General features: G+C 55.7%; 14 protein-coding genes. 12 read left to right on the forward strand and 2 right to left on the reverse strand.

The features are described 5' to 3' along the window. The first annotated feature begins 143 nt into the window (after positions 1-143). Genes WMO23_RS09685 through WMO23_RS09700 form a run of 4 tightly spaced genes read left to right on the forward strand, consistent with a single transcriptional unit; the run spans position 144 to position 4,085 of the window. Positions 144-797 carry a TVP38/TMEM64 family protein gene (locus WMO23_RS09685; RefSeq protein WP_292108315.1) on the forward strand — a complete coding sequence of 218 codons (654 nt, stop codon included), beginning with the start codon at positions 144-146 and terminating at the stop codon, positions 795-797. A 36-nt stretch (positions 798-833) separates the two neighbouring features. Then, positions 834-2,156, forward strand: coding sequence for an SPFH domain-containing protein (locus WMO23_RS09690; protein ID WP_020310348.1), 1,323 nt, complete (start codon positions 834-836; stop codon positions 2,154-2,156). A 10-nt stretch (positions 2,157-2,166) separates the two neighbouring features. Further along, the gene (locus WMO23_RS09695; RefSeq protein WP_020310349.1) at positions 2,167-3,285 is read left to right on the forward strand and encodes a TFIIB-type zinc ribbon-containing protein; all 1,119 of its coding nucleotides are present in this window, start codon (positions 2,167-2,169) and stop codon (positions 3,283-3,285) included. Between the two features lie 14 nt (positions 3,286-3,299). Then, positions 3,300-4,085: a TPM domain-containing protein gene (locus WMO23_RS09700; RefSeq protein WP_292108314.1), complete on the forward strand. Its 786-nt coding sequence runs from the start codon at positions 3,300-3,302 to the stop codon at positions 4,083-4,085. A gap of 17 nt (positions 4,086-4,102) precedes the next feature. Here WMO23_RS09700 and WMO23_RS09705 read toward each other — a convergent pair whose 3' ends face one another. Together WMO23_RS09705 and WMO23_RS09710 are read right to left on the reverse strand one after the other, a co-directional pair. Next, positions 4,103-4,876 carry an alpha/beta hydrolase gene (locus tag WMO23_RS09705; RefSeq protein WP_292108313.1) on the reverse strand — a complete coding sequence of 258 codons (774 nt, stop codon included), beginning with the start codon at positions 4,874-4,876 and terminating at the stop codon, positions 4,103-4,105. A 299-nt stretch (positions 4,877-5,175) separates the two neighbouring features. Continuing rightward, positions 5,176-5,430 (reverse strand): twin-arginine translocase subunit TatC, encoded by a 255-nt coding sequence (locus WMO23_RS09710; protein ID WP_020310352.1) that lies wholly within the window; start codon positions 5,428-5,430, stop codon positions 5,176-5,178. A gap of 72 nt (positions 5,431-5,502) precedes the next feature. Between WMO23_RS09710 and WMO23_RS09715 the strand changes: the two genes are divergently transcribed. The 8 genes from WMO23_RS09715 to WMO23_RS09750 form a co-directional block, all read left to right on the forward strand. Beyond that, positions 5,503-6,051 carry a hypothetical protein gene (locus tag WMO23_RS09715; RefSeq protein ID WP_292108311.1) on the forward strand — a complete coding sequence of 183 codons (549 nt, stop codon included), beginning with the start codon at positions 5,503-5,505 and terminating at the stop codon, positions 6,049-6,051. A gap of 114 nt (positions 6,052-6,165) precedes the next feature. Further along, the gene (gene brnQ / locus WMO23_RS09720; protein WP_020310354.1) at positions 6,166-7,497 is read left to right on the forward strand and encodes a branched-chain amino acid transport system II carrier protein; all 1,332 of its coding nucleotides are present in this window, start codon (positions 6,166-6,168) and stop codon (positions 7,495-7,497) included. A 130-nt stretch (positions 7,498-7,627) separates the two neighbouring features. After that, on the forward strand, positions 7,628-8,407 hold the full coding sequence (locus WMO23_RS09725) for a ZIP family metal transporter (protein ID WP_292108310.1): 780 nt from the start codon (positions 7,628-7,630) through the stop codon (positions 8,405-8,407). Positions 8,408-8,438: 31 nt separating this feature from the next. Further along, the gene (locus WMO23_RS09730; protein ID WP_036200702.1) at positions 8,439-8,786 is read left to right on the forward strand and encodes a sugar diacid recognition domain-containing protein; all 348 of its coding nucleotides are present in this window, start codon (positions 8,439-8,441) and stop codon (positions 8,784-8,786) included. A gap of 51 nt (positions 8,787-8,837) precedes the next feature. Then, positions 8,838-9,515 (forward strand): PucR family transcriptional regulator, encoded by a 678-nt coding sequence (locus WMO23_RS09735; RefSeq protein ID WP_036200699.1) that lies wholly within the window; start codon positions 8,838-8,840, stop codon positions 9,513-9,515. A 113-nt stretch (positions 9,516-9,628) separates the two neighbouring features. Next, positions 9,629-10,183, forward strand: coding sequence for a glycerate kinase family protein (locus tag WMO23_RS09740; protein WP_204365342.1), 555 nt, complete (start codon positions 9,629-9,631; stop codon positions 10,181-10,183). A 29-nt stretch (positions 10,184-10,212) separates the two neighbouring features. Then, the gene (locus WMO23_RS09745) at positions 10,213-10,773 is read left to right on the forward strand and encodes a glycerate kinase family protein (protein WP_204365343.1); all 561 of its coding nucleotides are present in this window, start codon (positions 10,213-10,215) and stop codon (positions 10,771-10,773) included. Between the two features lie 45 nt (positions 10,774-10,818). Continuing rightward, positions 10,819-10,925 (forward strand): pyruvate kinase (locus tag WMO23_RS09750; RefSeq protein WP_288643836.1); only part of this gene is annotated, 107 nt, incomplete at its 3' end.

Here is a 10,925-nt window from a genome sequence, read left to right on the forward strand (position 1 = left end):
GGCTAGTGGCTAGTGGCTAGTGGCTAGTGGCTAGTGGGCCGTAGGGGCCGTCCTGAAAGGCGGCCCGTTGGGGTCACCTTGGATTTATGAGTACTTTTCAAGAAAGTGAGACAATGATGAATCGATCGATGATTGCGAATTTGATGAAGCCTTTGACGCTGGGGCTGATCGTGGCCTTGTTTTTGGCGATCCACTGGGCCATTCCTTCGTTTTACAGCACGTTATGGCAGCTGACGGTGAGTCATGATATTCCGGGGCTGACGTCGTATATTTCTTCTTTTGGCAGTATTGCCGTGGTCCTCATGATCCTGCTCATCGTCCTGACCAACATGACCGGCCTGCCGTCGGTCCAGTTCGTCACGGTCAATGGCATCTTGTTCGGCCTCCTGCCGGGCATCCTCATTTCCTGGGCTGGTCAGGTCATCGGCAATATCCTGGCCTTTGTCATCATGCGCTATGTCTTCCGGCGCAAGGCACAGGTCCTGGTCGATAAGAGCCGCTGGCTGTCCAAGCTGAACCGCGGTATCGATTTCCGGCTTATCTTTTTCTTCCGGGCCATTCCCTATTCTCCGAATTTCGTCGTCACCGCCCTTTGTGCCCTGAGCCGTGTCCGCTTCGGCGAACATGCGGCGGCGACGATGACCGGCAAGTTCCTGGCCGTCTGTATGGAAGTCTGGCTGGGTTACGACCTCATCCACTTCAATCCGCACGGCCTCATCGTAGCCGGTATCATGGTCTGTCTGCTGGCAGCGGGTCTCTTTGGCAGCCGCCTCTGGCAGAAGAAAGACGAAAAATAGACATCTTATCATATTATATAATGGGAGGGATTCTTCATGGGTTTGATCAAAGCAGCTATCGGTTCTGTCGGCGGCGTCCTGGCCGACCAGTGGAAAGAGTTTTTTTACTGTGACAGCCTGAATGAAAATATCTTGATGGCCAAAGGTCAGAAACGGACCAGCCGTCATGGCCGCAGCGGCAATACGGACGGCGAAGACAATATCATTTCCAACGGCTCGCGCATTGCCGTCAACAACGGCCAGTGCATGCTCATCGTCGAATCGGGAAAAATCGTCGAAGTCTGCGCTGAACCGGGCGAATATACATACGATGCGTCGACGGAAGCGTCTATCTTCGACGGCGACTATGCCGGTGACCTGGGCGAATCGTTCCGCCTGCTCGTCCGCCAGATGAAGGAACGCTTTGCCTTTGGCGGCGATACGGGCAAGGACCAGCGCGTCTACTATGTCAACCTTAAGGAAATCATCGGCAATAAATACGGTACGCCCAGTGAAGTGCCCTTCAAGTCTTATGACGATACGACGGGACTGGCCCTGCTCATGCGCCTGCGCTGCTTCGGTGAATACAGCTACCGCATCGTCAATCCCATCCTGTTCTATACGAACGTGGCCGGCAATGACGTCGACGTCTACGAACGGAGCCGCCTGGACAGTCAGCTCAAATCGGAACTCTTGACGGCCCTGCAGCCGGCCTTTGCCAGGATTTCAGCCTTGCACATCGACTATTCCCAGCTGCCCGGCCATACGCCGGAACTGGCTCAGGCCCTGAATGAAGTCCTGTCGCCGAAATGGCGCGACCTGCGGGGCATCGAAATCGTATCTATCGGCATCAACAGTGTCAAAGCCAATGAAGAAGACGAAGAAAAGATTCAGAAAGCTCAGATGGGCTTGACCATGTCTCGGCCCGATATCGGCCTGGGGACCCTCGTCGATGCGACGGCCGATTCCATGCGCACGGCTGCAGCCAATGAAGGCGGCATGGGTGCTGCCATGGGCTATATGGGCATGAATATGGCCAATCAGGCCGGCGCCGGCCTGGCCCAGGAACTGGCAGCCCGCCAGGCGGCCCAGGCGCCTTCGCCGATGCCGCAGGCTGCGCCGGCCGGCAGCTGGACTTGTGCCTGCGGTCAGGCCGGCAACACGGGGAACTTCTGCACGGCCTGCGGCCGTCCCAAACCGCAGGCCGCCGCTGCCTGGACCTGCCCGAAATGCGGCCAGGCCGGGAATACGGGCAACTTCTGCAGCAATTGCGGCGCGCCGCGGCCCCAGGTTCCGGCCAACTGGACCTGCCCGTCCTGCAGGACTGTCAATACGGGGAATTTCTGTATGAACTGCGGTGCAAAGAAGCCGGAAAGGTAAGGTGAGGGTCATGGCGGATACATCGGTCAGCTATCAATGCCCGAACTGTGGCGCACCGCTGCAATTCAAGCCGAAAGACAAGACCGTCACTTGTGACTATTGCGATACGAAGTTCGACGTCCAGACCCTGGAAGCCATCTATGCCCAGAAAGAAGCGCGGGCTGCCGAAGCTGATGCGGCCCGCAAGGTCCGTTGGAAGACGGAAGCGGCAGGCCAGGATTGGAGCGACGACGAAGCGGCTCATTTACAGACCTACACGTGTTCGTCGTGTGGCGCCGAAATCGTCTGCGATGAGAATACCATGGCCACAGAGTGCTGTTACTGCGGCAATCCGACTCTCATTCCCAGCCGCTTTTCAGGGATGCTCAAGCCCGATTACGTCATTCCTTTCAAAAAGACGAAAGACGAAGCCGTAGCGGCGCTGAAGAAGTTCTATCAAGGGCGCTGGCTCCTGCCTAAGGCCTTTACGGCTGACAACCGCGTCGAAGCCATCCAGCCCATGTACGTTCCGTTCTGGCTCTTCCATGCCCAGGTCACGGCGTCGGCAGCTTTCCGGGCCGAAGACGATGCCGTCTTTGAGACGCCGGACGAAACGATTATCGAAACCAGCATCTACCACTGTGACCGGACGGGCTCTCTGGCCTTCCATCGCATCCCTGTCGACGGCAGCCAGAAGATGGACGATACATATATGGAAAGCATCGAGCCCTTTGACTACGGCGAAATGGTCCCGTTCAGTCCGGCCTATTTCGCCGGTTACTTGGCCGATAAATACGACGTCGACGCCGACGCTGCCGTCCCCAGGGCCGATGAACGGCTGTCGCAGAGTGCCTTCGCCATGTTGGAAGAGACAGTCGACAATCATCAGCGCCGGACATTTGAAGACGGCGTCGTCCATAAAGACGAAGGGACCGTGGAATACGCCATGGCGCCGGTCTGGATCTTGACGACGCGCTATGACGGCAAAGCCTACACCTTCATGATGAATGGCCAGACTGGCAGGATGGTCGGTTCCCTGCGGTATGACAAGGCCAAGTCCTATGAATACGGCGCGGCCCTGGCCGCCGTCCTGGTACCAATCCTGTATTTCCTGGTGAAATTCGTCATGGTCTGGTCGGGCCTGTTATGAAGGGAGTGAGTACGATGTGGAAATGGTTGAAAGAAACAATCCTTGCCATAGTTGTCGTGGTCCTGACGACGGCTGGTGCCGCAGCGGCAGCGCCGAGCCTGTCCGACGGCGCCCATCTACTCACGCCGGCAGAACAGGCTGAAGTGACGGCCGTCTTGCAGTATACAGAAGCAAGATATGGTGTACGCGTCGCTGTAGTCACCGTCGCCTCGACGAAGGGCGTCAAGGCCGGAACCTATGCCAATCAGCTCCTGGACCGGGACTATAAGGACGGCCAGAACGGCAATATGGTCCTGCTCCTGGCCATGGACCGCCATGACTGGTATGTTGCGACAGACAAGGCCATGAAGGAGAAAATCAGCAATAAAAAAGGCATCCCTTATCTCAAGGATGCCTTCCTGCCGGCCTTGAAGGACGGTCATTATGCGAAAGCCTTCGAGGCCTATGGCCAGTCGTCGGCAAAACTATTGGCTTATTACCAGGAAAAGGGCAAGGCCTATGACCCGGCCGATGCCTTCAGCCCCCTGGCCCTGGTCGTGGCCCTCGTCCTGGCTGTGGGTGGCGGCGTGGCTTTCCGGGCCTATCTCATCAGCCGGATGAGCAATGTCCGCCAAGCCGCGGCGGCTGATGCCTATGTCGACGCCGGCAGTTTCCATCTGACCGACAGCAGCGATACGTTCGTCTTCATGACCGTCCAGCACATTGCCAAGGCCCGTCCGGCCGATGATGACCTGCCTGATTTCGACAGTGACGCTGACTGCAGCGACGACGACCACGGCGGCGGTGGCGGCTCGTTCTAGGAACGGCGGTGGCACCATCAGGCCTTGTCGTCATGGAAGAATTCGATGATCTTGTGGATGGCCAGGGCCATGTGGTTCGGGTTCTGGAAGGGGTGGTTGGCCCCTTCGACGGGAACGAATTCGATGACGTTGTTTTCAGCGAATTCCCGGACGAGGTCGATGGGAATCATTTCATCCTTCGTGCCGTGGAGGATGAGGATATCTTCGGCAAAATCGAAGTATTCGTGGTCACGGACATCGAAGCTCTTCAAATCATCCATAAATGCCTGGTCGATTTTCATCTTGCGTTCGAAACCGACCTGGATTTCCTTGCCCTTCTTCAGCTTGGCAAAGCCTTCGTCGGAGACATGGTTGCTCATGCTTTCATACATGTTGACGCCTGGGCTGCGCAGGGCGATTTTCTGGAAGGGATTGCCCTTTTCGATGAGGTAGCGCAGGGTGATGTAAGCGCCGAAACTCGTCGAATAGTTGTAGATGTGTTTGGCCTGGAGCTCGGTCTTGGCGTAGTCGACGACCCAGGTCAGATAGTTCATGCATTCCGGGAGGGATAACTTCTTGCGGGCGTCGGCGCCGTGGCAGGGCCAGTCGAAGGCGATGACGGCGTAGTTCTTGTATTTGCTCGTCAAGTGTTCAGCGAAATGGACCGTCCCGGCCGTGTCCTTGTGGCTGCCGAAGCCGTGCGTGACGATGACGACATTGTCGAAAGTGCGCGTCTGTTTATCATTATCATTGATGAGCAGCTTGCAGCGGATGCTGTAGCCCTGCTGATTGATGTCAAAATTCTTTTCCATGCTGTCATTCCTCTTTACCCTAAATTCGTCAAAATGACGTACGTCGTTAGTATAGCACAAAAAAGGCGCTGTCGCACGACGACAAGCCCTTTTTCTTGTAGGGGCTCCCACGTGGGGCGCCCGCTCTGGGATATGTACGATTTCCCGACCCGTTTGCTAGAAGAATTATCCCAATTCCTAACAGGTCGCCCACGTGGCGACCCCTACAAGCTCCGTACTGCAAACTATAAAGACAACCTCCTACGGACCACGAGCCACGAACCACGAGCCACTAGCCACGAACCACTAGCCACGAACCCTTACCGATGCAGGCCATAGCGGATGATGAGGCGGCTGATTTCCAGGAGGGCGATCATGGGCAGGGCCAGGAGGCACTGGGACAGGATGTCTGTCGTCGGCGTGATGACGGCCAGGAGGATGATGTATTTCCGTTTCTTGGCCAGCATGGCAGACGTGATGAAATCCAGCTTGGCCAGGACGATGAGGACCAGTGGCAGGTTGAAGAGGACGCCGAAGGGCAGGACCAGCATGAAGACGAAATTCAAGTCATCCATACGTATGAAGACGTCTTCTGTTATGACGTCCACACGGACACGGCCTTAGCCGGCCAGCTGCTTCACGATATCATGAAACCCTTCGTCTTCCAGTGGCAGCCCGACGGTTCATCCCTGAAGGAATATACGATTGCCGGCCAGGGGGCACATCATGTCATTTCCATCGCTGAATCGATGTACCGCAGCCTGCTGCCGGATGTCGTCGTCGCTCAGGCCTGTGCCCATGGGGCCCCGAATGATGCTAAAGGGGAAGCAGACGTCGTAGCTTGGCTGAAAGCCGCGTCTCTCATGGCTCAGAAAGCCCCCGTCGCTTATGGCGTCCTCAACAAGATGGGCAATGGCCTGCCATCGCCGCACAGTCAGGAAGGCTATATCGTTCATCTCGGTGACCATGACTGGGTACTCAGCTCACCAGCCGGCCAGAAGACGTCGGCCCTGCTCAAGAAAATAGCTGTCCAGCAGTACGGCATGAGCGATGGCGACAGCCAGGGTGCGAAGTTCAATTACTTCAAGAATTATGTTGAATCCCAGTTGTCCTGCATGTATCTCAACATGCTCCAGGCCGAACCGGACGGGGAACGCCTGGTCGCTCAGGCTGTAGCCAAGGTCATCGTAAAATAAATCGTTTAACTTTTTATAATAGCAGATATTGACAGAAACCACTTAAAAATTTACAATGTAACAATAAAGATTTACAGGAATAAATTAAAATTGTAAAGGAAGTGTTATCTGCTCATGTTAAAAAATGGTGCACAAGTCGGATTGCTGTTGTTCGGCATGTTTTTCGGGGCGGGGAACCTTATTTTCCCGCCTTCTTTAGGTTTTCAGGCAGGTTCGTCGTTCATGCCGGCCGTCCTGGGATTTCTCCTGTCCGGCATCGGTATGCCCGTCATTGCCGTCATCATGGGGACCTTCAACCCCGGCGGTTTCCGGGCGGAAATGAACCATAAGATTTCGCCGCTCTTTTCGCTGGTCATCCTGACGCTCATGTATCTGGCCATCGGGCCCCTCATGGCCATCCCGCGGACGGCGGCGACGTCCTTTTCTATTGGTATCCTGCCCATCACGGGCGATGGCATGCTGCCGCTGGCCATCTTCACGACGCTCTATTTCATCTGCGCCTGGTGGCTGTCGATTACGCCGTCGAAACTCCTGGACCGCGTCGGCAAGGTATTGACGCCTATCTTTGCTATCATGATCGTCCTGCTCATCATCGTCGGCATGGTCGCCTATACGACGCCGTCTACAGCAGCTCCTATGGGGAAATACGCCGCTTCGGCTTTCGGCAACGGCTTCGTCGAAGGCTATAACACCGTCGACACCCTGGCCTCCTTTGCCTTTTGCATCATCGCCCTGGGTGCCATGAAGCGGATCCACTTCGCGTCGGAAAAGGAACACGTTGCCAGCGTCTGGATGGCCGGTGCTGCCGTCGCCGTCCTCATGGGCGGGCTCTATCTGGGACTGGCCCTCTTGGGCAATCATTTTCCTATTCCCCAGTCGGTCTATGAAGACGCCAGTGTCAATCTCGGCGCCTATGTGTTATCCCAGACATCATTCCAGATTTTCGGGACTGTCGGCATGGCCTTTTTGGCTGTCATGGTCACGCTGACCTGCTTCACGACGACCGTCGGCCTCATCGCCGCCGTTTCGACCTTCTTTGCCGAAGAGTTCCCAGTCCTGTCGTATAAGAAATACGTCACTCTCATCTGCCTGGTCAGCCTGGTCCTGGCCAATCTCGGCCTGAACCAGATCATCCAGGTCACGCTGCCCCTCTTGTTGTTCGTCTATCCCATTGCCATTTCCGTCGTCATGCTGACTATCATCAATAAATTCGTCGGCTTGTCGAAACTGGGCATGCGCTGTACTGTCACCGCTGCCGGCCTGGTATCGGCCATCGACATTGCGGCTCAGTTCTTCCATCTCGACGGGGCGGCTGCCCTCATCCAGGGCCTGCCCTTAGGCGACAGCGGCCTGGGCTGGCTCGTACCGGTCCTGATCTGCCTGGTCCTGTCCCTGGTCCTGCCCGGGAAAATCAGCGGCGAAAGTGCGTTAGATGAAAGTTTGTAATATAAGCGTTCATAGTTTGCAGAAAAAAAGAGGCTGCCTTTGTACGACGGCCTCTTTTCGTGTATAATGAAATTATAACGATATTAAGTATCAAATATAGCTAAATGAGATACAGGGAGGGAAAGTTATTATGGAAAATGCTGTCATAGGGATCCTTATCCCCTTTGCCGGGACGTCTTTGGGAGCGGCCTGCGTCTATGCCATGAAACAGGAATTGGATCGTCAGGTCCAACGAGGGCTGACCGGTTTTGCGTCGGGCGTCATGATTGCTGCCTCTATTTGGAGCCTCTTGATACCGGCTATGGAAGAAGCGGCGCCGTTAGGGAAGTTCGCCTTTGTGCCGGCTGTGGCCGGATTCTGGCTGGGCATCTTCCTGCTCCTGGCCCTGGACCGGCTGGTGCCGCATCTGCACATGTACAGTGAAAAAGCTGAAGGACCGCACAGCCACTTGCAGCGGACGACGATGCTCGTCCTGGCCGTGACGCTGCACAACATCCCCGAAGGCATGGCCGTCGGCGTCGTCTATGCCGGGCTTTTAGCCGGGCAGACGGGCATCAGCGCCGCCGGGGCCCTGGCCTTGTCTCTGGGCATCGCCTTGCAGAATCTGCCCGAAGGGGCCATCATCTCCATGCCCCTCAAGGCAGCCGGCGTCGGAAAGCACAAAGCCTTTCTCGGCGGCGTCCTGTCGGGCATCGTCGAACCCATCGGTGCGGCCCTGACCATTGCCATGACGGCCTTCATCGTACCGGTCCTGCCCTATCTCCTCAGCCTGGCTGCCGGTGCCATGTGCTATGTCGTCGTCGAAGAACTCATCCCGGAAATGTCGGCCGGCGAACACTCTGACATCGGCGTCCTGTCTTTTGCCTTGGGATTTACCCTGATGATGGCTTTGGACGTGGTTTTGTCGTGAGATTTTTTCAGGAGGAAAGGGAGGTATTCAGGTGAAAGTACGCATTACGGATGAACTGGCCCAGCAAATCGTCGATTCGGCCAGGGCTGTTGTCGGCTGGAATATCAACTTCATCGACCGTCATGGGCGTATCATGGCTAGTACGGATAGCGGACGTATCGGAACGTACCATAAAGCCGGTCACGTTGCGGCCCGGACCGGGCAGGTCCAGACTGTTCAGGAAGACCGGCTTGAGGACGGCGTCAGCCGAGGGGTCAATTATCCTATCATCATGGATCATCAGGTCCTGGGCGTCATCGGGATTACCGGGAATCCGGCTGTCGTCGGTCAGTACGGTTTCTTGCTGACGAAAATTTGTGAAGTCTTCCTCAAGGAATAACGCCTGAGTCAGGAGGCCTTCAGCGAAGAAGCGCATCGCAGCCGCCAGGTCATGGCCTTGATTTATCGCGATGAAGATACGGTGCAGCAGCTGGCTGAAGATCAGCCTGAATTGGCGGGAAGCTGCTATACGGCCGTCGTCTTCCGTTGGCATGATGGTTTCCGGCAGGCTGGAGCGTTTCGCCAGAAAATGGCCGGCTTCTGTCAGAAGTTGGGGGTTTCCTTATATACTTATGTTTATCCGAATACTTTCGTTGTCCTCGTTCCCAGCAGGGGCTATGCAGAATGGGACAGAAAACTGCCTCAGTGGAAAGAATGGTTCTATCCGGAAATCCTGGCCGGTATCGGGATGGAAGAAGCTTTCCACCGTATCTACGAATCGTACCGTTTTGCCAAAATGGCTTTGCAGGCAGCCGGGGACCGGCAGGTCTTTTGCGTCCACGCCGATGATATGAAATTGGCCTTTTTGCTGCAAAGTCTGGATGGTGCCGTGCGTCGCCGCTACTGTCAGGATATTTGTCACCTTTTGACGGACAGCGATATCCATTTACTCCAGGCCTATTATCAGCAGGATTTGTCCATCCAGGAGACGGCACGGATTCTCTGCATCCACAAGAATACCATGCAATACCGGCTGAAGCGGATTGCTGGGAAGACCGGCCTCGACCCACGGGTATTCTGTGATGCCGTGCCCCTTTACATTGCCACTCTTCCTTGGTTTAGAAAATAAAAATAATGACAATATATTGTGTCTCATAACATGGAAAGGGATGACCTCTTTTGCTACACTATAGGCATAGAGAAACACAGTCTTACGAATTTGCAGATAGAGGAGAGATCATCATGAAAGTCGTTGTAGCCATTGATTCCTTGAAAAATAGCCTGACTTCCGTCGAAGCCGGCCGGGCCATTGAGGCCGGCGTCCGTAAAGCCTATGGCGGCCATCCTGTCCAGGCCATCGTCAAACCCTTGGCCGATGGTGGCGAAGGAACCGTCGAAGCCCTCGTCGACGGATTGAACGGCCAGCTCCGCTATGTCGGCGTCCAGGGGCCTTTAGGTGAAGCTGTTTCCTGTCCTTACGGCTATCTGCCGGGGATGGAAACGGCTGTCATTGAAATGGCTGGTGCAGCCGGGCTGGGATTGGTGCCGGAAGAACAGCGTAATCCCCTGCACACGACGACATATGGCGTCGGTCAGGTCATGGCGCAGGCTATAGAAGCGGGTATCCGCCATTTCATCATCGGCCTGGGCGGCAGCTCGACCAGTGACTGCGGCGTCGGTATGCTCCAGGCTCTGGGTTATATTTTCCGAGATGCCCAGAGCCAGCCTGTCGGTTTAGGCGGACAGGAAGTGGGGCACATTGTTTCTGTCGATGATTCCCAGGTCTGCCGGCTCTGAAAGACTGTACCTTCGATGTCGCCTGTGATGTGACCAATCCGTTGTACGGAAATTGGGGCGCCGCCTATATCTTCGGGCCCCAGAAAGGTGCATCGCCGCAGGATGTCAAAGTCCTGGACGATGCCAGCCGGTCTTTTGCCACCGTCACCCAGACTTATACCGGTCATGACTATAGCCAGACAGCCGGTGCCGGTGCAGCCGGCGGTATGGGATTCGCCTTCCTGGCTTATCTGAACGGCCGCCTGCGTTCAGGTATCCAGATTGTCCTCGATTCCATCCGATTGGCCGATGCCGTCAAGGATGCCGATTACGTCATTACCGGCGAAGGCCGCCTCGACGCCCAGACGGCTATGGGCAAGGCACCGATTGGTGTAGCGAAACTGGCTAAACAATACGGTGCCAAAGTCATCGCCCTGGCAGGCTGCACGACCGCCGACGCTGCTGAATGCAACCGGCAGGGCATTGATGCTTTCTTTTCTATCGTCGATAAGGCCATGCCGCTGGAAGAAGCCATGAATAAAGAAACGGCCCTGCGCAATATGACCAATACGGCCCAGCAGGTCTTCAACCTCATCCGCGCCGTCAGCTGAACGAGAATCATCCGATTACATTAAATAGAAGCAAGGAGAATAGATATGCTGAAAAAAACAAAGATCGTCTGCACTTTAGGCCCCAGTTCCAATACCCCGGAAATTATCGAAAAGATGATTAAAGCCGGCATGAACGTTGCCCGCTTTAATTT

This window comes from Megasphaera intestinihominis (assembly GCF_040096415.1).
GTDB classification, from domain to species: domain Bacteria; phylum Bacillota; class Negativicutes; order Veillonellales; family Megasphaeraceae; genus Megasphaera; species Megasphaera intestinihominis.

Coding starts and splice junctions, on each gene's coding strand:
- WMO23_RS09685 (WP_292108315.1), top strand. CDS start 144: ATGAAGCCTTTGACGCTGGGGCTGATCGTGGCCTTGTTTTTGGCGATC.
- WMO23_RS09690 (WP_020310348.1), top strand. CDS start 834: ATGGGTTTGATCAAAGCAGCTATCGGTTCTGTCGGCGGCGTCCTGGCC.
- WMO23_RS09695 (WP_020310349.1), top strand. CDS start 2,167: ATGGCGGATACATCGGTCAGCTATCAATGCCCGAACTGTGGCGCACCG.
- WMO23_RS09700 (WP_292108314.1), top strand. CDS start 3,300: ATGTGGAAATGGTTGAAAGAAACAATCCTTGCCATAGTTGTCGTGGTC.
- WMO23_RS09705 (WP_292108313.1), bottom strand. CDS start 4,876: ATGGAAAAGAATTTTGACATCAATCAGCAGGGCTACAGCATCCGCTGC.
- WMO23_RS09710 (WP_020310352.1), bottom strand. CDS start 5,430: ATGGATGACTTGAATTTCGTCTTCATGCTGGTCCTGCCCTTCGGCGTC.
- WMO23_RS09715 (WP_292108311.1), top strand. CDS start 5,503: ATGAAACCCTTCGTCTTCCAGTGGCAGCCCGACGGTTCATCCCTGAAG.
- brnQ (WP_020310354.1), top strand. CDS start 6,166: ATGTTAAAAAATGGTGCACAAGTCGGATTGCTGTTGTTCGGCATGTTT.
- WMO23_RS09725 (WP_292108310.1), top strand. CDS start 7,628: ATGGAAAATGCTGTCATAGGGATCCTTATCCCCTTTGCCGGGACGTCT.
- WMO23_RS09735 (WP_036200699.1), top strand. CDS start 8,838: ATGGCCTTGATTTATCGCGATGAAGATACGGTGCAGCAGCTGGCTGAA.
- WMO23_RS09740 (WP_204365342.1), top strand. CDS start 9,629: ATGAAAGTCGTTGTAGCCATTGATTCCTTGAAAAATAGCCTGACTTCC.